Here is a 24,419-nt window from a genome sequence, read left to right on the forward strand (position 1 = left end):
CGTTGTGTCACCGGCATGTTTGGTTGATGTAGCACAAAAAGTCGGGAGAATCAAGGTTTTGCTGCACGCGCGAAGGTCAAGCGCGATCTCGGCCTGTCAAGGCAGTTAACGTGCGGTGCCTATCACGATGCATCATGCCGATCAAAACAACGTCGCCGTTACAGCGCCACGTCCCGTACTGGACGCGTAGGGGGACGCTGTTGCACTTCGATCTCACGCACAGTCTTTACGAAAATCGATTTCGATTTTCGCGGTCGTGCGCTAGTCGCCCTGGCCGGGCTCGGGGGAGAAATATTTCTCGAACTTGCCGGCCTCGCCATCGAAGGACTTGGCGTCGGCCGGAGGCTCCTTCTTGGCGGTGATGTTAGGCCATTTATCGGCGTATTCAGTGTTGATCTGCAGCCACTTGTCGAGCCCCGGCTCGGTGTCCGGCTTGATCGCGTCGGCCGGGCATTCCGGCTCGCAGACGCCACAGTCGATGCACTCGTCGGGATGAATGACGAGCATGTTCTCGCCCTCGTAGAAACAGTCGACCGGACAGACCTCAATACAGTCCATGTATTTGCATTTTATGCAATTATCGGTCACGACATAGGTCATCGGTCGGCTCCGGGACATCCCGTTTTTGTTGGAGCGCCGTGCTTCCAATCGGACGCACAAAGTACGCTCTGACACTTTGAATCGACGCATCGTGCTCTTGGAAAATCGATATCGATTTTCGGGCCGACGCGGTGGGCCTTTTTTGGTGAGGTAACGTCTTTGCCCGCCGCTTGCAAGGGCAGCCATTGCGCGTGATGCCGGTGTTTCCGGAATGGAATTCCGGGCGATGCGGCGAAAGCCGGTTATGCGTCAGTCGTCGCCGAGCAGCCGGTCGGTCTCCCGGCGTTGCTTCTTGGTCGGGCGGCCGCTGCCGGCATCGCGCAGTGCGGGGATCGCATCGGCAACGGCTTCGCCCTTTGGCGCCGGCGGTGGCGAGATATCCTCGTAGAGCAAGCGCGCTTCCTCGGCGGGACCGCGCCGGCTTCCGGTGCCGAGCACCTTCCAGACGAAGATGCGCCGCTCGAGAGTGATGGTCAGGACGTCGCCTGCGCGGACCAGATCGGAGGCCTGCGCTGCTTTGTCGCGATTGATGCGAACGCGTCCGGCCACCACCAGCTTCGCTGCCAGCGAGCGCGATTTCACGGCACGCGAAAAGAACAGCCATTTGTCGATGCGCTGGCGGCCTTCAGCGACCATCGGAGCGAACGAACTTACTTCTTCAGCTGGTCGCGCAACGCGGCGAGCTTGGCGAAGGGGGAATCCGGGTCGAAGCGCACCGGACGCTCCTCGCGAGGCTTCGGCTGGAACGCGGGCTTTCCACCAGGCGCGCCAGCCTTGCCGTCCGGCCTGCCGCCTTTCCAGTCGGGCCGGCTTTCGCGACGATCGGGACGCTCGCCCTGCGGCTTGCCGTCGCGCCGTTCCCCTGCCTCGCCCTGGGGCTTGGGCTTGATCTTGCTGCGGTCGAAGCGCGGCTTGCCGGCGCCGTCACCGTCGCGGCGTCCTTCACGGGCGGGCCGGCCGCCCGGTGCGCCGGCCTGCTGCCCGGCCTCTGCCGGCGCGTTGCTGCGGCCATCGCGCGCGGCTTGTCCGCCGCGCGGGCGATTGTCCCTGTCACGGGGCCGGTTGTCGTGGTGGCGGTGGCGTGGGCGCTGGTCGAAGCGGCCCTGCCGCCACAACAGGATGGGTTTTGGTTCTTCTGCCTCTGCGGCGGGCCCGCTGGCCTCACCCTCCCTCTCGTCGGGAGGGTCGGCGCGCAGCGCCGGGGTGGGGGGAGCGACGGCGCCGTCAGCCCTATCTGCATCGTCGGCGCCATCACCCCCACCCGCGTCGCTTTTCGCCGCGACCTCCCCCATCGAGGGGGAGGTGAGGGCGTCGGCGCCTTCGGCGGCAGCGCTGGCACCGACCGCTTCCGTTGTCTCTTGCGTGATCTCGGGTGCAGCTTCGGGCTGCTCTCCCGTGGCGGGCTCGGCTGCCGCTTCGGCGGCGGGCTTGGCCGAGCCATCGGCTGCAGCCTCCGCCACCGCATCCGGCTCAGAACTGTCGGCCGGCGCCTCGGCGGCTGTGTCCGCGATCGCGGCTTCGGCTGCCTTGGCCTGCCCGGCTTGTTCTTCCGCCGCTTGCTTGGCCGCGGCGGCTTCGCGCGCGGCATTGTCCTGGGCCTCGAGCCGTGCCTTCACCTCGACAGCCGGCTTCGGCTCGGCCCGGTAGCCGAGGCCCTTCAGAATTTCTTCCATGTCGTCGGCCGTGGCGCCGAGGATCGACATCATCGGCGGCGTCACCATGAAGGACTGACCATCATAGGCGCCGTCGGGGCGCTGGCCGAGGCCCGGCTTCCAGTTGGTCGCGGGCCGGATCAGGTCGGCCAGCCGTTCGAGGATGTCGACGCGCACCGCGCGACGGCCGAGATTGCGGTAGCCGGCCAGCTTGTAGAAAGTCTTGTCGAAGGTGGGATCGATGACCACCGAGGTGCGGCCGGAGGCCAGCGCGTGAACCACGTCGCCAAAGCCGGGCTTGTCCTTGCCGTCGTTCTGCAGCGCCCACAACAGCGTCACCAGTCCGGCCGGGGCCGGCTTGATCAGCGCCGGCACGAAAACGTGGTAGGCGCCGAAGCGCACGCCGAGCCGGCGCAGGGCGGCGCGGCCCTCCTGGTCAAGCGACTTCATCTCCTCGGCGATGTCGCGGCGGTTGATGAGGCCGAAATTCTCGACGAGCTGGAAGGCGATGCCGCGGCCGATGCCGGTGATCTGCTCGGCGTTCTTGAGGTCGACCAGCGGCTTCAGCAGCGACTCGATCTGGAAATTGACGAAACGCTCGGCGCGCGCCGCGACCTTGTCGCGGGCGGGACCGGTGAGCTGCTCGTCGGCCAGCAGCACCAGGCGTGGCTTCAACGGCTCGTCGCCCGCGACCAGCGTGCCGATCGGCGCGCCGATCCAGCGCAGGGTGCCGTCGGAGCCGAGCGCGATGTCGCCATTGGCCGCGGCGCCGAAGCGTTCGGCCCGCGCCTCGAATTCGGCTGCAAGCGCCTTCTGGGCTGCTGTCCGCACCGCCTTGGCATCCTCGCCGCCGGCGCTCTGGTCGGCGGTGAAGCGGAACCCCTGCAACTCGCCGACATGATGGCCTTCGACGAGGACGGTTCCGGTTGGGCTGATTTCGGCTTCAGGCATGGTATTTTCTCTAAGGCGCCGCATGAGGACGGAAGTCCTGCGGTCTACGAAGCGTTTCGTCAACCGCTCATGCAGCGCATCCGACAATCTGTCTTCGATTTCGCGCGTCTTTTCCTGCCAGTGTGCCTGATCGGCCAGCCAGCCGGGCCGGTTGGAAACGAAAGTCCAGGTGCGGATCTGGGCGATCCGGTGCGACAGCGTGTCGATGTCGCCCTCGGTGGTGTCGGCACGGCGCACCTGCTCGGCCATGTAATTCTCGTCGACATGGCCATGCCTGGCAAGATCCATGTAGATCGAGGCGATCAGGTCGGCATGCTGAGCCGGGGCGATCTTCCTGTAATCGGGAAGGGCGCAGGCCTCCCACAACAGCGCCACGCGCCTGGCGTCGGTGGCCAGCGCCCGGATGTCCTCGTCGCGGGACAGATGCTCGAGCGCCTGCGCATCGACCGCCGGCAGCGCGCGCGTCAGGCCTTCAACCGGCGCGTTGGTCTCGATCGAGCGCTTCAGCGCGTCGAGGTTGGCGAAATCGAAACGCGCGGTGCGCCATTGCAGCACCTTCACCGGGTCGAAATCATGCGCTTCGATCTTCTTGACCAGTTCCTCGTCCAACGGATCGACCTGACCGGTGACGCCGAAGGTTCCGTCGCGCAAGTGGCGGCCGGCGCGGCCAGCGATCTGGCCGAGCTCGGCCGCCGTCAGGTTGCGATACTGGTAGCCATCGAACTTGCGGTTCTGGGCGAAGGCGACATGATCGAGATCGAGGTTGAGGCCCATGCCGATCGCATCGGTGGCGATCAGATAATCGACATCACCCGACTGGAACAGCTCTACCTGCGCGTTGCGGGTGCGCGGCGATAGCGCACCGAGCACGACTGCCGCACCGCCCTGCTGGCGGCGGATCAGTTCGGCGATGGCATAGACCTCGTCAGCGGAGAAGGCGACGATCGCCGTACGTCGCGGCAGGCGGGTGAGCTTCTTCGAGCCGGCATAGGCGAGATGCGACAGCCGTGGCCGCGTCACCACCGACACCCCCTTCAGCAGGCGCTGGAGGATGCCGTGCATGGTCGCTGCGCCGAGCAGCAGCGTCTCCTGGCGGCCGCGCAGATGCAGGATGCGGTCGGTGAAGATGTGGCCGCGCTCGAGATCGCCGGCCAGTTGGACCTCGTCGACGGCAACGAAGGCGGCGTCGGTCTCGCGCGGCATGGCTTCCACGGTGCAGACCGAATATCTGGCGCCGTCGGGCTGGATTTTCTCCTCACCCGTGATCAGCGCCACCTTGTGAGCGCCGACCTTCTCGCAGACGCGTGTATAAACCTCGCGGGCGAGCAGCCTGAGCGGCAGGCCGATAATGCCGCTTTCATGCGCCACCATGCGCTCGATGGCGAGATGGGTCTTGCCGGTGTTGGTCGGCCCGAGCACCGCAGTCACGTCGCGGCCTGACAGGATCAGTGGCTCAGTGTGTTTCGGCTGGATGTTCATCGACCTGGAATTTAAGGCTCTCTGCCTCGCGTTGTCGGGAGCGCGCCCCGTGGTGGCGCGGGTGACAGCCGACACATAGGGATTTCGGGCGCGAAGCGAAAGCAGAATATTCCGATGGCAGCTCAAAGCCTTTCGTCGGCGTCGACAATCCGTTCCGCCGTTTCGATTTAAGAGTTGGCCGATTTAACAGTTGGCCGATTTAACAGTTGGTCATTTAACAGTTGGAACGAGTCTGGAACGAATCGGCTACGAATCGCTGACTCGCGGGGGTTCATGGTTTGTTCAGGGCTACATCTGGATATCTCGCCTGCGAGTCTCACCACATGCTGAATCGCCGAATTGGCCTGTTTCATGCAGGGCTGACGTCGCCGTTAACCTTTGCCGCCGAACGATCGACGCGGGTCGGCGGGCGTCATCCAACATTTTGAAATTATTTATCTTTCTTAACGCGCCTTAACCATTTTTGGATGTTTTCAGCCTTTGTCGATTAACGCTGCGCTCAAAGCCGGAACGGAACGGCGACGAATCGGCGCCGGCGCATGTTTCCCGGTTTGTTCACCCCAATATGTTGTGTCATGAACAGGTTTTCCACCTGTTATCAACAGGTGGGGAACAGGGTTTTGCACAGGCCGCACGGCTGCCGTTAACCTTTGCGTGCCGCATTGGCACAAATCGGCGTCACGACCATTGGTCGGCGCAGTCACTGACCAGACTGCCAGCAATGCAGAACGGCTTGGTTCAAGCCTCTCCCACGGCATAGCGCTGCAAAGTAGGGCCGACGTTCTGGATAATTTCGTCGTGGGACAGGGCGACGACGGGCGGAAGCCGCAGCAGGTATCGGCACATCGCCAGACCCAGCAACTGGCTCGAAACGAGCCCGGCCCGTCGACCCGCATCGGCGGGGTCAGCGACCGCCGCAATCACCGGCCTCACCTGGTTGCCAAACACGTCGCGCAATTTTTCCGCGGCGAATTCGTTCGACGTCGCCGAACGCAGCAGAATTGCCATGCCAGGGCCGCTGGCCGGGCCCTCCCAGATTTCGAGAAAACGCCTGATCAGCTTTTCACCGATGGCGTTTCGGTCGATCACCCGCAGTGCCGGCAATTGCAGATCGACGACCGCCGCCCTGGCGAACAGCTCGTCCTTGTTGCGGAAATAGCGGATCACCATGGCCGGATCGATCGAGGCATGCGCCGCGACGTCGCGGATCGAGGCGCCGTCATAGCCGCGCTCGGCGAACAGGAGCCTCGCGGCCTCCAGGATTTGGGCGCGCGTGCGGTCCGACTTGCTGGGCTTTTTCGGCTGAGTCTCGGTCATGGAAGCTATATGCCAACGGTCGTTGACAAACGCAATGGCTTCGTCTAGAAAGTCAACGATCGTTGACAAATGGAGAGAGAAATGCTGCCCGAAACCACCGAAGTCCTGATCATTGGCGCCGGCCCGACCGGCATGGCGCTGTCCATCGTGCTGCACCAGGCCGGTGTCGATCATGTCCTGATCGATAGGCTGGCTGAGGGCCTTCAGACCTCGCGGGCTGGCGTCATCCACGCGCAGACGCTGGAAACTCTGGAGCCTCTCGGCGTCACGCAGCGGCTGAGCGAACTTGCCCTGAAGCTGCAGAATTTCACCATCCGCGACCGCAGCCGGGCGCTGCTCAGGCTCGATTTCAGCAAGCTTCCGTCAAAGCATCCCTATCTGATGATGCTGCCTCAGAACCTGACCGAACAGGTGTTCGCCGAACGAATTGCGGCCCTGGGCGGCGTGATTCATCGGACGGTCGAGGCCAAGGCAGTCGTTCAGGACGCTGACGGCGCTCGCGTGACGGTGATCGAGAACGGCCGCGAGAAACTGATATCGGCACGCTACGTCGTTGGTGCCGACGGCATGCACAGCCTGGTGCGCAGGTCGACCGGCATCGAGTTCGACGGCGCCGCCTATGACGCTTCGTTCGTACTCGCCGATGTTCGTCTCGACTGGCCGGTTGGGCCGACGGAAGTGTCGCTGTTCTTTGCACCGGCCGGGCTGGTGGTGGTGGCGCCGCTCCCGGACGGTTCGTACCGGGTCGTCGCGACAATGGATGAGGCACCGGAAAACCCGGCGGTCGCCGACATCCAGGCGCTGCTCGACAGCCGTGGTCCGACCAAGAAAAGAACCCGGGTGCTTGAACTGGGGTGGAGTTCGCGTTTTCGCGTGCATCACCGCCTGGTCCGCTCGTATCGCAAGGACCGGTTGTTCCTTATCGGCGATGCCGCGCACGTGCACAGCCCGGCGGGAGGGCAAGGCATGAACACCGGCATCATCGATGCGGTCGTGCTTGGCCGGTTGCTTGGCGACGTGGTGAACGGCGTGCGCCCGGAAGCCGCGCTCGACCTCTACGAAACGCTGCGCCGCCCGGCGGCCGAGGAAGTGCTTGAACTGGCGGGCACGATGACCGAGATGGCGCTTTCCCGCAATTCGGTGAAGCGGTTCGTCCGCAATCTCGTGCTTTCGGCGCTGAACCTCAGTCCATTTCTGAAGCGTCGCATCGCCTTGAAACTGTCGGGCCTCAGCCGGGCGTCGCTTGCCCGCCTGCCGGCACCTTGGCGCCAGCCGGGTCCAGTCGCCCAGACCAAGTCGGCAGCCGAACCAGAGCTGAAGCGTGTCGCCTGACAGCCGGATTAATCCGGTCCCGGCCGCGAACTCGGCCGTGCGGGTGGTTAGACCCGCGCAACAGTCACCGTCAACGGGCCGCCTCAGGTGATATATTGGCCGCCATTGGCTGATATGGTCGAGCCGGTGATGAAACCGGCATCGTCTGACGCGAGGAAGACGACGCAGCGTGCGATCTCCTCCGGCTCGCCGAGGCGGCCGACCGGGATCTGCGGGATGACGCGCTCGTTGAGCACCTTCTCGTCCATCGCCCTGACCATCTCGGTGGCGATGTAGCCGGGGCAGATGACATTGACGGTGATGCCGGCCCGCGCCCCTTCCTGGGCGAGCGCCTTGGTGAAACCGATATCGCCGGCCTTCGCCGCCGAATAATTGACCTGGCCGGCCTGGCCCTTCTGGCCATTGATCGAGGAGATGGTGATGACGCGGCCGAACTTGCGGTCGCGCATGCCGCCCCACAGCGGGTGCGTCATGTTGAAGACGCCGGAAAGATTGGTATCGACGACCTCTTTCCACTGCTCGCGCGTCATCTTGTGGAACATGGCGTCGCGGGTGATGCCAGCATTGTTGACCAGAACGGAAACCGGGCCGAGATCGGCCTCGATCTGCTTGATGCCGGCGGCGCAGGCATCGTAGTCGGCGACCGACCATTTGTAGACCGGGATGCCGGTCTCTGCCTTGAATTTCTGCGCCGCTTCGTCATTGCCGGCGTAGTTCGCGGCGACATGATAGCCGGCGTTTTTCAGGCCGATCGAAATCGCGGCGCCAATACCGCGCGACCCGCCGGTGACGAGTGCTACCTTGGTCATGGTTTCCTCCCTTTTTTCATGAGCGGCGGGCGACGAACGGCGATCGAGCCCCGTTTGCCACCGACCATTTCATTTCACGGCTTGCTCACTCCGTCCTCACTGCGCTTTGCAGATGACTTCACAGCGCTTCCACGCACATGGCAACCCCCATGCCGCCGCCGATGCACAGCGTGGCAAGGCCTTTGCTGGCACTCCTGCGGCGCATCTCGTAAACCAGCGTGTTGAAGATGCGGGCGCCGGAGGCGCCGATCGGGTGGCCGATGGCGATGGCGCCGCCATTGACATTGACGATCGACGGATCCCAGCCCATGTCCTTGTTGACGGCGCAGGCCTGGGCGGCGAAGGCTTCGTTGGCCTCGACCAGGTCGAGATCGCCGACCGTCCAGCCGGCCTTGGCCAGCGCCTTGCGCGAGGCGGGAATAGGCCCGGTGCCCATGATCTGCGGATCGACGCCGGCGGTCGCCCAGGACACGATGCGCGCCAGCGGCGTGATGCCGCGCCTTGCGGCTTCCGCTTCGGTCATCAGCAGCACGGCAGCGGCGCCGTCATTGATGCCGGAGGCATTGGCGGCGGTCACCGTGCCGTCCTTGTCGAAGGCCGGCCTCAGCTTGGCCATGGCCTCGATCGTGGCGCCGTGGCGGATATATTCGTCCTGGTCGACAATGGTGTCGCCCTTCTTGCCCTTGACGGTGAAGGCGACGATCTCGTCCTTGAATTTGCCGGCCTTCTGCGCGGCCTCTGCCTTGTTCTGGGAGGCCAATGCGAGCTGGTCCTGGTCCTCGCGGGTAATCTGGAACTGGCGAGCGACGTTTTCGGCCGTGTTGCCCATGTGGTAGCCGTTGAAGGCATCCCACAGCCCATCCTTGATCATGACGTCGATCATCTTGTAGTCGCCCATCTTGACGCCGGCACGCAGGTGTTGAGCGTGCGGGGCCAGCGACATCGATTCCTGCCCGCCGGCGACGATCACCTTGGCATCGCCGGTGGCGATCTGCTGCATACCGAGAGCAATAGCGCGCAGACCTGAGCCGCACACCTGATTGAGGCCCCAGGCGGTGGTTTCCTTTGGCAGGCCGGCTTCGATTGATGCCTGGCGGGCGGGGTTCTGGCCCTGAGCCGCGGTCAGCACCTGGCCGAGGATGACCTCGTCGACTTCCGCCGGCTCGACACCGGCGCGAGACAGCAACTCCTTGATGACCACGGCACCAAGCTCATGCGCCGGCGTGGTGGCGAAGGCGCCGTTGAAGGAACCGACGGGCGTGCGCGCCGCACTGGCGACAACGATGGCAGCGGACATGTTCTTCTCCAGACTTCGAGGTATCGAGGTTTTGGTATCGCAGTTTGTATCGTCAGGGCTTTTCTTGCCCTTTCAATGATCCAAGTCAAACCGGAAATGGGCATACCGGCCATGCGCCGCAAGCAGGTTTGCGCATCGCGGTGGATACAGCCCGCCCATTGCTGCGCAGCATTTTTAGCCCGCCGTGCAGCATTAATTGATGCCGCACTGCACAAACCGCTTGGAATTGTGACGCTTTTGCGCATATCCTTGAAAAAGGCGCAATCGTTACCGGCAGCTTACTCAAGTGCGCCGGAGTCCCGGGAGGATGCTGATGGCCGCGAAAGACGAACCGATTATCATCAAGAAATATGCCAATCGCCGCCTCTACAACACCGGCACCAGCACCTATGTGACGCTCGAGGACCTTGCCGAAATGGTCAAGAAGGGCGAGGAGTTCACCGTCCAGGACGCCAAGACAGGCGACGACATCACCCATCCGGTGCTGACCCAGATCATCTTTGAACTGGAGAACAAGGAAGGGCAGAACATGCTGCCGATTCCGTTCCTGCGCCAGTTGATCGCTTTTTACGGCGATCAGATGCAGATGATCGTGCCGAGCTTCCTCGAACAGTCGATGATCGCCTTCTCAAAGGAGCAGGAACGCTTCCGCGAGCAGATGAAGGGTGCATTGGGCAAGTCGCCGCTGGACATGATGAAGATCGCCACGCCGATCAAGGCCCTGGAAGAGCAGACGCGCCGCAATATGGAGATGTTCCAGAACGCCATGCGCCTGTTCACGCCATTCCCACCCGCAGGCACACCCGCAGGTTCGAATGGCACTTCCCCAGCGCTGGCGGAGCCGGCCAGGAAAGAGACGTCGGAAAAGCCCGACGACCTTCAGGAACTGAAGGAACAGATCGCCGCCATGCAGCGCAAGCTCGACACGATGTCGTGATCGCCGGCCGCCGGGCCGAAATCTTTTATCAGCAGGCCGTGTCGGAAATCTCCGCCTGGAATCCAGGCTGAGTGCCGCCCGACCCGCGCTATAGCGCGTCGCATTTGACCGGCCTCATGCGAAGCGCTTTAGGTTGTTGTTTGACGCATGTCGTTAACGCAAAAACCGCTGCACACCCTCGGTTCAAGCCCGAGGGCATGCTTTTGCGCGACATGCATTATTTCGTCGTCACCGTCACCAGCGCGGTAACGGGTTTGCCGTCGACAAGAATGGGCTTGTGATGATCATCGGCAAGTAGGACGCCGATCACGTGCGTGCCGGCGGCATCCGGACAATGGCCGAAACGAGCCTTGACAAGATCGCCGCCAAAGTCGCTGTTCATGCTGTTGTATGGCTTGCCGGGGATGTTGCAGGTATCTCCGGTGGGATCGATCTTCATATGCAAATGGCCGCATTGGCTGACGCCGTTGCATTCACCCGCAGGCATGAGCGTGAAGTTGCTGCTGACGACGACGCCTATCGCCCTCTCCGGGTCATTGCCGAGTTCGATGACCGAACCGGCCGCCGGCCAGACGATTTGCAGGGTTGGCCGGTCTTCGGCCTGGGCAGACCCAAGCGACAATAGGGAAAAGGCAAGGGCAGTCGTTGCGATGATGCGAAGCATGGTAACCTCCATTGATGTTGTAATCACTGATTACATACGAAACGCTTGAGCGCAAGAATATAATCGGTGATTACATGTCGGCGTCGTCGTGCTATTGGCAGGCATGACCAGCCCCACGGATTCCGGCGAAGCCGCCAAGCGCTATCATCACGGCAATCTCGTTGAGGCCTTGATCGCCGCTACCGTAGAGATCATCGAAGAGCGCGGAGCAGAGCATGTGTCCGTGCGCGAGGCGGCAAAACGTGCCGGCGTTTCGCCCGGCGCGCCATTCCGGCATTTTCGGTCGAAATCAGCACTGCTGACCGCCGTCGCCGAACAGGCCATGAACCGGCTGACCGAGGCCGTTGCCGATGCACAGGCCAAAGTCGCCAGCGCCGATCCCATCGTGGCCTTCGAAGCGATCGGGCAAGGCTATCTGGAGTGGGCGATCAGCAATCCTACGCATTTCCAGATCATCAGTTCCCGAACGCTGATTGATTTCGACTCATCGGAAAGTCTTCGTGGTCAGAATGAAGCCGTTCGCCGGAAAATGATCGACCTGCTGACCCAAGCGCAACAACAAGGTCGGCTTGCCTCAGACACCGACTTCGATCATCTGGTGCTTGCCGCCCGCGCATTTGTCTACGGCTTGGCACGCATGGCGATCGATGGCCATTTCCCGGAGTGGCATCCGTCCGAGCCGCCATCGCTCGCCGTACGGAAGGCTCTTCGCCTTTTCATGAGCCAGATGACAAATTCCAAAACGCAAAAGCGCCCTGACGTGGCTTGCGGGGATCGCTGACAAAACTGTCTTCGCACTGGTTGTCAGGCGTACAGCTTCGAGTGAGGGTGTCCTCATTCATGACAAAAATTTCATGTCATCGCCACTCTGTGCCGCTGTTCTTGCGCCACACGAGACATATATGCTGCACTGCAATATGGTCCGTCAGCGCCGTAATGAAGGATTTCGCCTTGCCCAGCAGAAAAACCGCCATCGTCACCGGTTCCACCTCGGGCATCGGCCTGGCAATCGCCCATGCGCTCGCGGCCGATGGCTGCAACATCGTCGTCAATTCGTTTTCCGACACGGCCGACGACCAGGCCGTCACCGACGCGATCGCCAGGCATCATGGCGTGAAGACCGTGTACATCAAGGCAGATATGTCGAAGCCGGCCGAATGCCGGGCGCTGGTCGCAAAGGCAGCCGAGAGCTTCGGCTCGGTCGACATTTTGGTCAACAATGCCGGCATCCAGCATGTCGCGCCGGTGGAAGAATTTCCCATCGAGAAGTGGGACGCGATCATCGCCATCAATTTGTCGTCGGCCTTTCACACCATCGCCGCCGCCATCCCGCTGATGAGAGAAGCCGGCGGCGGCAGGATCGTCAACATCGCCTCGGCCCATGGGCTGGTCGCCTCGCCGTTCAAATCGGCCTATGTCGCGGCCAAGCACGGCATCATCGGGCTGACCAAGACGGTCGCTTTGGAACTGGCGCGCGACAAGATCACCTGCAACGCCATCTGTCCCGGCTATGTGCTGACGCCGCTGGTCGAGGCGCAGATCCCCGACCAGATGAAGGCCAACAAGATGGATCGCGACACGGTGGTCCGCGAGGTCATGCTCGACAGGCAGCCGACCAAGGAATTCGTCACGGTCGAGCAAGTTGCCGCTGCCGCGGTGTTCCTGTGCTCGGATGCGGCAGCGCAGATCAATGGCACGCATATTTCGGTCGACGGCGGCTGGACTGCGCAGTGAGTTTGAGCGTGCGAACAAATCCGGCCGACAAATCGAGGGCAACGCCATGACGACAAATCGGCAAGGCGGAGGAACCCAAGAAGATCAACGTCGCGCTGCAGGGGGGCGGCTCGCACGGCGCCTTTTCCTGGGGCGTGCTCGACCAGCTGCTGGAGGACGGACGGCTCGACATCGCGGCGGTTTCGGGCACCAGCGCCGGCGCCATGAACGCGGTGGCGCTGGCCGACGGCTTCGTTCGCGGCGGCGTCGAGGGCGCGCGGCAGAAGCTCGACGATTTCTGGCGCGCGGTGGCGCGGAAGGGCCGGTTCAGCCCGGTGCAGCGCATGCCGTGGGACGTGGCCTGGGGCAACTGGTCGATCGAGAACACGCCGGGCTATCTGTTTTTCGACACCATGTCGCGGGTGTTTTCGCCCTATATCGCCAACCCGCTCGGCCTCAACCCGCTGCGCGACGTGATCGAACAGCAGATCGATTTCGGCAATGTGCGCGCCTGCAAGTCGATGGAGCTGTTCATCTCCGCGACAAATGTCGAGACCGGGCAGTTGCGGGTCTTTTCCGATGGCGAGATCGACATCGATACGGTGATGGCGTCGGCTTGCCTGCCGCAGCTGTTCCGCGCCGTCGAGATCAAGGGCGTGCCCTACTGGGATGGCGGCTATGGCGGCAATCCGGCGCTGTTCCCGTTCTTCAAGTCGACTGCCACCGAGGACGTGCTTTTGGTGCAGATCAACCCGGTGGTCCGCGAGGGGACGCCGAAGAGCGCCAACGAAATCCAGAACCGCATCGACGAGATCACCTTCAATGCCGGGCTGCTGCGTGAATTCCGTTCGATCGCCTTCGTCAAGGAACTGATCGCCGCCGGCCGGCTGCCGCATGGCGAATACCGCGACATCCGCATGCACCGGATCGATGCACGAGGCATTCAAGGATCTGTCGGCATCGTCCAAGGTCAATGCCGAATGGGCGTTCCTGACCTATCTGCGCGACCTGGGCCGCACCGCGGCGAGCGACTGGCTGGAAGAGAATTACGACGCCGTCGGCAAGCGGCCGACGCTTGACCTCTCAGGCGAGCTCGACGACGGCTTCAAGCCGGTGCGCGGCCCGGCACCGGGGCGGCGGGTCAAGGAGTTCCTTGCGGCCCGCTTGAAGCCCCAGGCAGCGCGCCGCCGAGCCTGAAATCTATGCTGCCAGAGTGAGGTCGATCACCTTGATCATCGCGGCAGCGGCGCGCCGTTGCTCATGCGGATCGCTGATGCGCAGCTTCATGCCTTCCAGCCCATCAAGCAGCATGTCGGCAAGCAATTTTGCCGACAGGCCCTTGGCCGCGAGATCGGCGCCATTTTGCCTGGCCTGATCCTCGATCGCCGCGGCGACATGCTGGACAAGCCCCGCACGCCATAGGCCGACGAGGTCGGCGAGGCTCGATTTCAGGTCGAGCAGTTCGGCACCGTGCGGCGAGGCGGCTATGGTGCTCATCATCGAGATCAGCGCCGCATCGATGGCGCGCGTCATGCGGTCGGCGAAGGCGCCATCGCCGGCGAGTTCAGCCTTCGCCTGTTCGACCGAGCGGGACAAGACCATCATGGCGGTGGCGCGGTAAATGTCCGTCTTGTTCTTGAACACGAGATAGAGCGCCGGCCGCGACATGTCGGCGGCGCGCGCAATGTCGTCCATGGTGGTGCGGGAAAAGCCATAGGCCAGAAACACCTTCATCGCGCCCTCGAGTATGCGGGCGCGCTTGGGATCTGCGGCGATGTCGTCGGTTTCGATCATGGTTGCGACGTTATCCTGCAAGAGCTAATTGACAAAATGACGGAATTTGTCAATAAGTAAGATGGAAATGGCCAATTAGCCATAACGCCTTCGGCTATGGACGACAACAAAGGGTATCCCCATGCGCCTCACCATCGACGGGCAATCATTCGACATCGATGCCGATCCCGAAATGCCGCTGCTGTGGGCGCTGCGCGATCTCGTCGGCAAGACCGGACCGAAATTCGGCTGCGGCATTGCCGCTTGCGGTGCCTGCACCGTGCATGTCGACGGGCAGCCGGTGCGCTCCTGCTCCTTGCCGGTCGGCGAGGTCAGCGGCGCCGTCACCACGATCGAAGGCATAGGCACCGACGGCAAGCTGCATCCGGTGCAGCAGGCCTGGCTGGAAGAGCAGGTCGCGCAATGCGGCTACTGCCAGGCCGGCCAGATCATGAGCGCGGTGGCGCTGCTCGACGAGGTGGCCGAGCCGACCGATGCCGACATCGACAATGCCATGGGCGGCAATCTCTGCCGTTGCGGCACCTATCCGAAGATCCGCGCGGCTATCAAAAAGGCCGCGGCACTCAAGACGGCGGAGCTCTGATCATGGCCAGTGTCGGAAAGATCGCCCGCCGCACCTTTCTCATCGGCGCCGCGGCCATCGCCGGTGGCGTCGCCGTCGGCTACTATTACTACCGCAAACCTTTTGCCAATCCGCTTGAGGCCGGACTCGGCGAGGGCGAAGCGACCTTCAACCCCTATGTGAAGATCGGCGCCGACAGTGCCATCACCATCGTCGCGCCGCGCGCCGAAATGGGGCAAGGGGTCTCGACGACTCTGGCCGCCATGGTCGCCGAGGAGCTCGATGTCAGCCTCGATCAGGTCAAGGTCGAACATGGCCCGGCTTCATACGCCTACTATAATTCCGGCGTCATGGAAGACGGCGGGCCCTTTGCGTTTTTCGATGAAAGTGCGACCGCCGAGGCCGTGCGTTCAGGCCTGCTTGTGGTCGGAAAACTGCTCGCCTTGCAGGGGACTGGCGGGTCCAGCTCGACTCGTGACGGTTTCGACAAGATGCGGCAGGCAGGTGCTGCAGCGCGGCAAATGCTGATCGCAGCGGCGGCGCAGTCGCTCGGCGTTGCCGCCGGGGAACTGGAAACGCTGAACGGGTCGATCCTGCACAAGGCGTCGGGCAAGTCGGTCACCTATGGCGACGTCGCTGCGACTGCCGCAACCCTGCCGCCGCCGGCGGAGGTCAAGCTGAAGGACAAGGCCGGCTGGAAACTGCTCGGCAAATCGCAAAAGCGCTTGGACATGCTGGACAAGGTTACCGGCGCGCCGATCTTTGGCATCGATGTCCGGCTGCCGGACATGCTTTACGGCACAGTGAAAATGAGCCCGCGTTTCTGGGCAAAGCCGGTCGCCGCCGATTTCTCCAAGGCGGAGAAGATGCCTGGTGTCGTCAAAATCGTTCCGATCGAGACCAATTATGGCCACGGCTTCGGCATCATCGCGGAAAACACCTGGGCGGCGTTCAAGGCAGCGGAGGCGATCGAGGCCAAATGGGCCGACCCCGATTATCCGCTTGATAGTGCAGTCATCGACGGTGTGCTGAAACAGGCGCTCGGCGAAAAGGGTTCTGCCCTGCGCGACGACGGCGATGTCGATACTGCCTTCGCCGATGCGCCGCGCGAGAGGATTGTCGTGGCCGACTATGCCGTGCCTTATCTCGCGCATACGACGATGGAGCCGATGAACGCTACGGCACAGCTCAAGGACGGCGTCCTCGACATCTGGTGCGGTAATCAGGCGCCGACCATCTTGCGCCAGCTTTGCGCCAATCAGATCGGCATCGAGCAGGACAAGATCACGGTGCACACCACCTTCCTTGGCGGCGGTTTCGGCCGCCGCATCGAGATGGACTATGCACTCTATGCGGCGCAGATGGCCAAGGAAACGGGCGGGCGTCCGATCAAGGTGACCTGGACCCGAGAGGAAGACACCCGGCACGACGCCTATCGCCCGGCTGCCGTCGGCAAATTCCAGGCGCGGCTTGGCGACGACGGCCTGCCGATCGCCCTTGACATAAAGCTGGCCTCGCCCTCGGTTATCGCAGGGGTGCTGCAGCGGCTGTTCCCCTCGATATCGCCGATCGGTCCCGACAAGACCATCGTCGACGGCGCCTTCGACCAGCCCTACACCATCCCGAACTACAGGGTGAGCGGCATTGCCGCGCCCGTCTCCATTCCCGCCGGCTTCTGGCGGTCGGTAGGCGCCTCGATCAACGGCTTCTTCCATGAAGGCTTCATGGACGAGATCGCGGTTGCCGGAAAAATCGATCCGGTCGAACTGCGCAAGAAATTGATGGCCGACCATCCGGCGGCGGTGAAGGTTGTCGAGAAGGTCGCCGAAATGGCGAACTGGGGCGAGGCGTTGCCGGCCGGCAAGGCCAAAGGGATTGCTTTCTCGCTGTCGTTCGGCAGCTGGGTCGCCGAGGTCGTCCAAGTGGCCGATACCCCTAACGGAATCCGGATTGAAAAGATGTGGATTGCCGCCGATGTCGGCACAGCACTTGACCCAGATATCATCAAGGCCCAGCTCACCTCCGCCGCCATTTACGGCCTGTCGGCGGCCATGAGTCAGGAAATCACCTTCGCTGACGGCGCTGTCGAACAATCCAACTTCCACGATTTCGACGCCATGCGGATCTTTCAATGCCCCGAGTTCGAAGTCGCTGTTCTGGAAAACTTCCACAAAATGGGCGGCGTTGGTGAGATTGGCACCCCCCCGGCGGCCCCCGCGCTTGCCAATGCCATCTTTGCGCTTACTGGCAAACGCATCAGGTCCTTGCCGTTGTCGAAGGAGGTGACCTTCGCATGAAAAAGTTCCTCATCATGCTGACGCCTGCTGCCATCATGTTCTGGGCGTCGCCTTTCGCAACCGCGCAGGAAGCCCGGCAGCCGGCGCCGGTCACCGTCGATGCTGCCAAAGGCCTGCCCGAATGGGACAAGATTTACGCAGTGTTCTCGCATCCGCGCTGCGCCGGCTGCCATGTCGCCGACGACCGGCCGCGCTGGTCGGACGCGCATTATGGCGGCACGCGCGTTCACGCCTTCAACGTCCAGCGCGGCTCCGACGGTTCCGGCTTCGGTAATCCGGGCCTGCGTTGCATGACCTGCCATTTCTCCAGTAATTCCAATGAATTGCATGGACCTCCCGGGGCCGAGAACTGGCATCTGGCGCCGGTCGAGATGGCCTGGTTCGAAGAATCCTCCGCGGAAATCTGCGCCCAGATCAAGGATCCCGCACGCAATGGCGGTCGCAGCTTACAGGATGTCGCGCTGCATGTCCGTGACGACAAGCTGGTCGCCTGGGGTTGGGCGCCGGGGGCGAATCGCGAGCCGGCGCCGGGCTCGGCAGAAGAGACTTATGTGACGATCGAAAGCTGGATGGCGGCGGGCGCGCCTTGCCCAGCGAAGTAATAACCCATCAACTTTTCTGACTATATTGCGGTGCAGCTTTAATGTAGAAGCTCGTTCGCCGATCACGGCAAGTTGAACGCGGCCTTGCGCGCACCCATATCGGCGACGCGCCCGAGTTAGAAGACGCGGCCTGGCCGAATCCCGCGCACTGGAAAAATGACGATGCCGAACTACAGGTTTCACAAGCTTGCAGCCATTGTTGTGCTTGTTGGTTTCGCTGCGTGGATGGCGACGGGCGAGTTCTCATCGGTCGGCAGCGCGGCCGCCGACAGCGAACCCAAGGCGGGGGAGGTCGAGCAGCCAAAGGCGGCTGACGCCGGCAAGGCCAAGCCCAATGCGGCAGAACAGCCCAAGGCGAGCTTGCGCACTGTCGCGACCATAACTCCGCCCAGGCGTAGCTATGCGCGCGCCATCCGGATTTCCGGTCTGACCGAAGCCGACAAGCGCGCTGTCCTGGCGACGCGCGTCGCCGGCATCATCGACAAGCTGCCGGTCAGCCAAGGCCAGCGCGTCAAGACCGGCGACCTCGTGCTGATGTTGGCAGCCGAGGAAAAGCTTTCGGCGGTCAGCAACGCCAAGCAGCTTCTGGTTCAGCGTCAGGCCGAACTCGATGCAGCATTGCGGCTGATGAAAACCGGCAATCTGCCCAAGCTGCAGCTCGACACCGCCCGCTCCAACCTGACGCTGGCCCAGTCGCACCTGGAAGCCGCGCAGGCCGAGCTTGACCGCAACGAGGTGAAGGCGCCGTTCGACGGCGTCATCGACCGGGTGCCGGTGGAGCTTGGCAGTTCCGTGATGCAGGGCGGCGAAGTGGCGACCATTCTGAGCCTCGATCCGGTGATCGCCCGCGGCGAGGTCAGCGAACGTGATCTCGGCTATCTGAAGATCGGCGACAAGGCGAAGGTACGGTTGGTCAGCGGCCAGAATGTCGAGGGCACCGTGCGCTATATCAGCCGCGACGCCTCGTCCGCCACCCGCACCTTCCGCGTCGAGATCGCAATCCCCAACCCCGACGCCACTATCCCCGCCGGAATGACCGCCGAGATCGCGCTGAGCGCCCAGCCGACCGACGCAGTCATGTTGCCGCGCTCCGTGGTGACGCTCGGCGACAAGGGCGATCTCGGCATTCGCGCCGTCGACAAGGACGACAAGGTCGTGTTCTTCCCGATCGACCTGGTCGACGATACGCCAACCGGCCTGGTGCTCGGCGGCATCCCTGCCGATGCGCGCATCATCGTCGCCGGCCAGGAACTGGTGAAGGAAGGCGAAGTGGTCAAGCCGGTCGAGGCCGACCAGGCGACCATCCAGAAGCTGCTGGGCGAAGCGACGGCCGGGACGCAGTAATCATGGATATCGTCAAACTTGCAATCAGCAATGCCAGGCTGACCATTTCGGTGCTGGTGTTCCTCATTCTTGCCGGTGCGGTCGCCTATCAGTCGACACCGAAGGAAGCGGAGCCCGACGTTCCGATTCCAATGATGTATGTCAGCCTGATCTATCAGGGCATCTCGCCCGAAGATTCGGAACGCCTGCTGCTGCGGCCGATGGAAGCCAAGCTGAAAAGCCTCAAAGGTCTCAAGGAGATGCGTTCGGCCGCCTTCCAGGGCGGCGGTTACGTGCTGGTCGAATTCCACCCGCAGACGGATCTGGCGACGGCGTTGCAGGACACGCGCAGCAAGGTCCAGGATGGCAAGGCCGACCTGCCGCAGGCAGCCGAGGAGCCGGTCGTCTCCGAAGTCAACGTCTCCGAATTTCCCGTCCTTGTCGTGACGCTGTCGGGCGAGGTGCCCGAGCGCCTTCTGACGACGGCGGCGCGCGAGTTGCGCGACCGCATCGAGGAAGTGCCTGGCGTGCTGGAGGGCTCGCTGCAGGGCGCCCGCGACGATCTCGTCGAAGTCGTCATCGATCCGATGAAACTATCTTCCTATGGGCTGCAGCTCGAGCAGCTGATCGGTGCGGTCGGCGATTCCAACAGTCTTGTCGCCGCCGGCAACATCGAAGGGTCCGAGGGCAAATACGCGGTCAAGGTGCCGTCGCTGATCGAAACGCCGCAGGACGTGGCGGCGCTTCCGATCGTCGCCGGCCCCAATGCCGTGGTTCAGGCCAAGGATATCGCCACCGTCCGCTCCACCTTCAAGGACGCCGAGACGGTGACCCGTCTCGACGGCAAGCCGGCGATCGCCATCGAGGTGAAGAAGCGCATCGGCGCCAACCTGATCGACACGATCGCCCAGGTCACGGCGGTGTCCGATGCCTTCATAAAGACCATGCCGGAAGGCATGCACGTCACCTACACGCAGGACAAGTCGGTCTTCGTCAACCAGTTGCTCGGCGATCTGCAGAACCACGTCATGATCGCCGTGATCCTGGTGTTCATCGTCATTCTCTACGCGCTGTCGGGCCGCGCTTCGCTGCTGATTGGCCTCGCCATTCCATCGTCCTTCCTGATCGGCATCCTGCTGCTGGCGATGATGGGCTACACGATCAACATGATCGTGCTGTTCAGCCTCATCCTGGCGGTCGGCATGCTGGTCGACGACGCCATCATCGTCACCGAATTCGCCGAGCGGCGGATGAGCGAAGGCATGCCGAAGGCAGAGGCCTTCGCGCTGGCCGCCAAGCGCATGGCCGGTCCGGTCATCGCCGCGACGATGACTCGCATCGCCGCTTTCTCGCCGCTGCTGTTCTGGCCGGGCATCATCGGCGACTTCATGAAATACATGCCGATCACGCTGATCGTCACGCTCTCGGCCTCGATGCTTTATGCACTGGTCTTTGCGCCGGCGCTGGGCGCCTTATTCGCCAAGGCGCCGCCGCACCACGAGGGCGATAACCGTGACGGCTGGTACATGGCGGTGGTCAAGCAGGCGGTTCGCTTTCCCATCACCGTGCTTTTGCTCACCGTCGGGCTTTTGTTCGGTGTCGGCTTTGCCTATTCGAAATACGGCGCCGGCGTCGAGTTCTTCCCGAATGTCGAGCCCGACTACGGCCTGCTCTATGTGCACGCCCGCGGCAATCTTTCGCTCGCCGAAATGGATGCCGCCACGAAGACCGCTGAAAACCGGCTTCTCGGCTGGCCAGGGGTGAAATCGGTCTATACCCGCGTCGGCAAGACGCAAGGCGGCGGCCAGGACATTCCGGAAGACGTGGTCGGCGTGATCCAGTACGAGTTCGTCGACTGGCGCGAGCGCAAATCGGCGAACGCGATCCTGGACGAACTTCGCGGCGTCATGGCCGGCATTCCCGGCGTAGACGTCGAGGTTCGCGTGCCCGAGGCCGGCCCGCCCACCGGCAAGCCGATCCAGATCAGGCTTTCGGCCGTCGACCCCAAAGGCCTCGACGACAAGGCGCGCGCCGTCGCCGCCCGCATTGCCAAGGTGCCTGGCGTCATCGACATTTCCGACGGCCTGCCGCCGCCCGGCGTCGACTGGGCGCTCGACGTCGATCGCGCCAAGGCGGCGCAATACAGCATCAGCCCGACCTCGGTCGGAACGGTGGTGCAACTGGTGACGAACGGGCTGAAGCTCAGTGAATACCGGCCGGCCGGTGCTGACGACGCCGTCGACATCAGGCTGCGCCTGCCCGAGGACCGACGCACGCTGTCGACGCTCGACGACCTCAGGGTGCAGACGTCGCAAGGGTCGGTGCCGATCTCGAATTTCGTCGTGCGCAAGCCCGAGCCGACCGTCGGCATCCTCAACCGCATCGACGGCGCGCGCACGGTGGTCGTCCAGGCCAATGTCGCCGCCGGCGAGCAGGTCGCTTCTGTCCAGCAGCAGGTAACCCAGGCTGTCGCCGAGATGGATCTCGGCAGCGGCATACGCTGGAAGCTTGCTGGCTCGAACGAGGACAGCGCCGAGGCCAGCGCCTTCCTCAGCAAAGCCTTCGGGGCGGCGATCTTCCTGATCTTCCTCGTGCTTCTGATGCAGTTCAACAAGTTCACCAGCGTCTGGCTGGTGCTGTCCTGCGTGGTCATGGCGACGGTCGGCGTGTTCCTCGGATTGCTGTTGACCGGAGAGGCGTTCGGCATCGTCATGTCGGGCATCGGCGTCATCGCGCTGGCCGGCGTGGTGGTGAACAACAACATCGTGCTGATCGACACCTATGACCGGCTGCGCGAAGAAGGCTGGGACAAGATGGACGCGGTGCTGCAGACCTGCCGCGAACGCGCCCGACCGGTCGTGCTGACGGCGGTGTCGGCGATCCTCGGCGTGCTGCCGATCGCCTTCGGCCTCGGTCTCGAAATCTTCCATCACGAGACGACGATCAACGCGCCGTCGACGCAATGGTGGATTTCACTGTCCTCGGCGATCGTCTTCGGCCTGTCCTTCGCTACCTTGCTGACGCTGGTGGTGACGCCGTCGATGCTGATGGTGTTCACGCGTAGCAAGAACAGCCGCTTCTATGCATTCTTCCGTCGGGTGTTCCGGCGCAGAACGCCAGCCGATGCGGCTATGGAGACTGCCGCAAGGCCGGGCTTGCTCGACAAGCCGGCGATCGACTTCCCGAAGGCCGCCGAATAGGTCGCTCCCTTCAGCCCCATTTCAGCCCCAGGGTAGAAAAGGCCGCCGGGAACAACCCAGCGGCCTTTTGCATTGTCCTGTCGTGCAATGCCTCAAAGCGGGGAGTTTCTTATGACGCTCAGCACCATTCTCATCATCATTCTGATCCTCATTCTGATCGGCGCGGTGCCGGCATGGCCTCATTCGCGTTCCTGGGGTTATGGTCCCTCCGGCATCGTCGGCGTCATCCTGATCGTGCTCTTGGTGTTGCTGCTGATGGGCAGGATTTGACCCAGAGATTGGTGCGGTCGACGAGGTGCAGCGCTGCGCGCTTTAAAGGCGAAGCGCTGCAGCTTTTGATTTTGGGGATGGTCCTTTCCAAACGCGGCACTCTCGGCGTGGCGCTGCCGACACTGCCGGTATGGCTGGCCATGCACCGCGACGCGCGCACCAGCATGCGCATTCGCCGTGCCGCGGATTTCCTCTACGAGGCCTTGAAGCGCTATTCGGCCGGGGCCGCGTCGGGAGCGAATTCGGCGCGGTGAGCGAGCCCGGCCATCAAGAAGACGACGACCAGCAGTCCCGACAAAGCGACGAAGATCGGACTGAAGCTCGAGTGCTCGGCGACGAAGCCGATCGCCGACGGCGCCACCAGAATGCCGGAATAGCCCATCGTGGTGACGACGCTCATGCCGGTGCCGGACGACATGCCTTCCTGGTTGCCGCCGGCCGAAAACAGGATCGGCACCATATTGGCGATGCCGAAACCGCAAAAGGCAAAAGCTGAGATGGCGAGCCAGGGTGAGGGCGCTAGCCCCGCCACCAGCATGCCGGCAGCGGCGACAAGCGCCGAAACTCGCAGTGTCGTCACGGCGCCGAAACGGTTGCGGACGCCGTCGCCAACGAAGCGCATGACGGCCATGACGCCGGAAAAAGCGGCGTAGGCCAAACCAGCTACGGCGAGGTCGGTGCCGAGTTCCTGTTGCAGGTAAAGCGCGGCCCAGTCGAGCACCGCACCCTCGGAGATCATCGTCATCAGCGCCATCAGCCCGACCAGATAGACCAGCGGATTTCCAGGCAGCGCGAATTTGCGATGCCTGGTGACCCCCGATGATGCTTGGGGTGGCGCGGCATCGGCGATCAGGTAGCGGACTGCCACTGCAATAATGGCGAAGGCGAGAGCCGTCACCACTGTCGCATGGGCGAGATGACCGTAATTCTGGATGGCGAGGCCACCGAGAGCGCCGCCGGCAAAACCGCCAAGGCTCCAGAAGCCGTGCGAGGACGACATGATGGCGCGGGACAAGCGCCGTTCCACGGTGACCGCATTGGCGTTCATGGCGACATCCATGCCGCCGATCGAACCGCCGAAGATGAACATGGCGATGGCCGCCAGCGGCACGTTGGGAGCCAGCGCCACAACCAGCAGGCCGAAGCTGCCGAGGAGACCGAACCAGCGCAGCACGCTGCGCGACCCATGCCTGGAGATCAGGTGGCCGCACCAGGTCATCGCTGTGACCGCGCCGGCGCCGAACAGCAGGATCAGCAGGCCAAGCGTGAACTTGCTGATATCCAGTCGGGTCAGCACCACCGGGATCTGCGGCGCCCAGGCGCCGGTCAGAAAGCCATTGGCCAGGAAGATGGCCGCCACGGCCCATCGTCCACGAATGGCGGCCTGCATGCGGTTTAGCGTGTCCATCGTGTGGAATCCGGTGCGAAAAAAGCTTGGCGCGGCAAATTAGATCGATTCAATCCTCAGTCAAGCGCTGGTTCTTGAAAGTGCTTGGGCCAAACAAGGACACAGGACCGTCCCGTTCGCGCATCTCCTGTTCGTCATCCTGGGGCGGAGCAAGGAGCGAAGCGACGCAGCGCAGACCCCAGGATCCATGCCGCAACGTGCGAGCGCCGCTG

Annotated in this window: 19 protein-coding genes and 2 pseudogenes; 12 read left to right on the forward strand and 9 right to left on the reverse strand. The window is 63.1% G+C overall.

Translation table 11 applies throughout. The annotated features are described in order from the left end of the window. Positions 1-261 precede the first annotated feature (261 nt). The 4 genes from fdxA to JG739_RS05535 form a co-directional block, all read right to left on the reverse strand. Positions 262-600, reverse strand: coding sequence for a ferredoxin FdxA (gene fdxA / locus JG739_RS05520; protein WP_023803892.1), 339 nt, complete (start codon positions 598-600; stop codon positions 262-264). 249 nt (positions 601-849) lie between these two features. Further along, entirely contained in the window at positions 850-1,236 is a 387-nt protein-coding gene (locus JG739_RS05525) for an RNA-binding S4 domain-containing protein (protein ID WP_202365605.1), read from the reverse strand. Positions 1,237-1,250: 14 nt separating this feature from the next. Further along, positions 1,251-4,682 carry a helicase-related protein gene (locus JG739_RS05530; RefSeq protein WP_202365606.1) on the reverse strand — a complete coding sequence of 1,144 codons (3,432 nt, stop codon included), beginning with the start codon at positions 4,680-4,682 and terminating at the stop codon, positions 1,251-1,253. 738 nt (positions 4,683-5,420) lie between these two features. Further along, positions 5,421-5,999, reverse strand: a complete 579-nt coding sequence (locus JG739_RS05535) for a TetR/AcrR family transcriptional regulator (RefSeq protein ID WP_202365607.1) — start codon at positions 5,997-5,999, stop codon at positions 5,421-5,423. An 81-nt stretch (positions 6,000-6,080) separates the two neighbouring features. Here JG739_RS05535 and JG739_RS05540 point away from each other — a divergent pair, with 81 nt between their 5' ends. Continuing rightward, complete coding sequence (locus tag JG739_RS05540) at positions 6,081-7,331, forward strand: FAD-dependent oxidoreductase (protein ID WP_202365608.1); 1,251 nt, start codon at positions 6,081-6,083, stop codon at positions 7,329-7,331. Between the two features lie 83 nt (positions 7,332-7,414). Here JG739_RS05540 and phbB read toward each other — a convergent pair whose 3' ends face one another. Beyond that, on the reverse strand, positions 7,415-8,140 hold the full coding sequence (gene phbB, locus JG739_RS05545; protein WP_202365609.1) for an acetoacetyl-CoA reductase: 726 nt from the start codon (positions 8,138-8,140) through the stop codon (positions 7,415-7,417). 118 nt (positions 8,141-8,258) lie between these two features. Further along, positions 8,259-9,437 (reverse strand): acetyl-CoA C-acetyltransferase, encoded by a 1,179-nt coding sequence (locus JG739_RS05550; RefSeq protein ID WP_202365610.1) that lies wholly within the window; start codon positions 9,435-9,437, stop codon positions 8,259-8,261. A gap of 313 nt (positions 9,438-9,750) precedes the next feature. Between JG739_RS05550 and phaR the strand changes: the two genes are divergently transcribed. Beyond that, positions 9,751-10,374, forward strand: a complete 624-nt coding sequence (phaR, locus tag JG739_RS05555) for a polyhydroxyalkanoate synthesis repressor PhaR (protein ID WP_202365611.1) — start codon at positions 9,751-9,753, stop codon at positions 10,372-10,374. A gap of 217 nt (positions 10,375-10,591) precedes the next feature. Here phaR and JG739_RS05560 read toward each other — a convergent pair whose 3' ends face one another. Beyond that, positions 10,592-11,038 (reverse strand): hypothetical protein, encoded by a 447-nt coding sequence (locus tag JG739_RS05560; RefSeq protein WP_244749710.1) that lies wholly within the window; start codon positions 11,036-11,038, stop codon positions 10,592-10,594. 103 nt (positions 11,039-11,141) lie between these two features. Between JG739_RS05560 and JG739_RS05565 the strand changes: the two genes are divergently transcribed. The 3 genes and pseudogenes from JG739_RS05565 to JG739_RS05575 all read left to right on the forward strand — a co-directional run bounded on the left by JG739_RS05565 (position 11,142) and on the right by JG739_RS05575 (position 13,948). Further along, positions 11,142-11,819 (forward strand): TetR/AcrR family transcriptional regulator, encoded by a 678-nt coding sequence (locus JG739_RS05565; RefSeq protein WP_202365613.1) that lies wholly within the window; start codon positions 11,142-11,144, stop codon positions 11,817-11,819. Positions 11,820-11,974: 155 nt separating this feature from the next. Continuing rightward, complete coding sequence (locus JG739_RS05570; protein WP_202365614.1) at positions 11,975-12,772, forward strand: 3-hydroxybutyrate dehydrogenase; 798 nt, start codon at positions 11,975-11,977, stop codon at positions 12,770-12,772. A gap of 46 nt (positions 12,773-12,818) precedes the next feature. Next, positions 12,819-13,948, forward strand: a pseudogene (locus JG739_RS05575) (patatin-like phospholipase family protein). A gap of 3 nt (positions 13,949-13,951) precedes the next feature. Here the strand turns inward: JG739_RS05575 and JG739_RS05580 are convergent. Continuing rightward, complete coding sequence (locus JG739_RS05580) at positions 13,952-14,545, reverse strand: TetR/AcrR family transcriptional regulator (RefSeq protein WP_202365615.1); 594 nt, start codon at positions 14,543-14,545, stop codon at positions 13,952-13,954. Between the two features lie 121 nt (positions 14,546-14,666). Between JG739_RS05580 and JG739_RS05585 the strand changes: the two genes are divergently transcribed. The 7 genes and pseudogenes from JG739_RS05585 to JG739_RS05615 form a co-directional block, all read left to right on the forward strand. Next, positions 14,667-15,128 carry a (2Fe-2S)-binding protein gene (locus tag JG739_RS05585; RefSeq protein WP_202365616.1) on the forward strand — a complete coding sequence of 154 codons (462 nt, stop codon included), beginning with the start codon at positions 14,667-14,669 and terminating at the stop codon, positions 15,126-15,128. Positions 15,129-15,130: 2 nt separating this feature from the next. Continuing rightward, the gene (locus tag JG739_RS05590) at positions 15,131-17,404 is read left to right on the forward strand and encodes a xanthine dehydrogenase family protein molybdopterin-binding subunit (protein ID WP_202365617.1); all 2,274 of its coding nucleotides are present in this window, start codon (positions 15,131-15,133) and stop codon (positions 17,402-17,404) included. Further along, complete coding sequence (locus JG739_RS05595; RefSeq protein WP_202365618.1) at positions 17,401-18,006, forward strand: hypothetical protein; 606 nt, start codon at positions 17,401-17,403, stop codon at positions 18,004-18,006. The genes JG739_RS05590 and JG739_RS05595 overlap by 4 nt, the downstream gene beginning before the upstream one ends. A 162-nt stretch (positions 18,007-18,168) precedes the next feature. Beyond that, on the forward strand, positions 18,169-19,350 hold the full coding sequence (locus JG739_RS05600) for an efflux RND transporter periplasmic adaptor subunit (protein WP_202365619.1): 1,182 nt from the start codon (positions 18,169-18,171) through the stop codon (positions 19,348-19,350). A gap of 2 nt (positions 19,351-19,352) precedes the next feature. Beyond that, complete coding sequence (locus tag JG739_RS05605) at positions 19,353-22,529, forward strand: efflux RND transporter permease subunit (protein ID WP_202365620.1); 3,177 nt, start codon at positions 19,353-19,355, stop codon at positions 22,527-22,529. Positions 22,530-22,640: 111 nt separating this feature from the next. Further along, positions 22,641-22,799, forward strand: coding sequence for a DUF3309 family protein (locus JG739_RS05610; protein ID WP_091593346.1), 159 nt, complete (start codon positions 22,641-22,643; stop codon positions 22,797-22,799). A gap of 104 nt (positions 22,800-22,903) precedes the next feature. Continuing rightward, positions 22,904-23,053 (forward strand): annotated as a pseudogene (locus JG739_RS05615) (LysR family transcriptional regulator); the annotation flags it as partial. Here the strand turns inward: JG739_RS05615 and JG739_RS05620 are convergent. Then, entirely contained in the window at positions 23,011-24,207 is a 1,197-nt protein-coding gene (locus tag JG739_RS05620) for an MFS transporter (RefSeq protein WP_202365621.1), read from the reverse strand. The pseudogene JG739_RS05615 and the gene JG739_RS05620 sit on opposite strands and share 43 nt — an antisense overlap. Between the last annotated feature and the right edge of the window lie 212 nt (positions 24,208-24,419).

The organism is Mesorhizobium sp. L-2-11 (assembly GCF_016756595.1).
Taxonomy (GTDB): Bacteria; Pseudomonadota; Alphaproteobacteria; order Rhizobiales; family Rhizobiaceae; genus Mesorhizobium.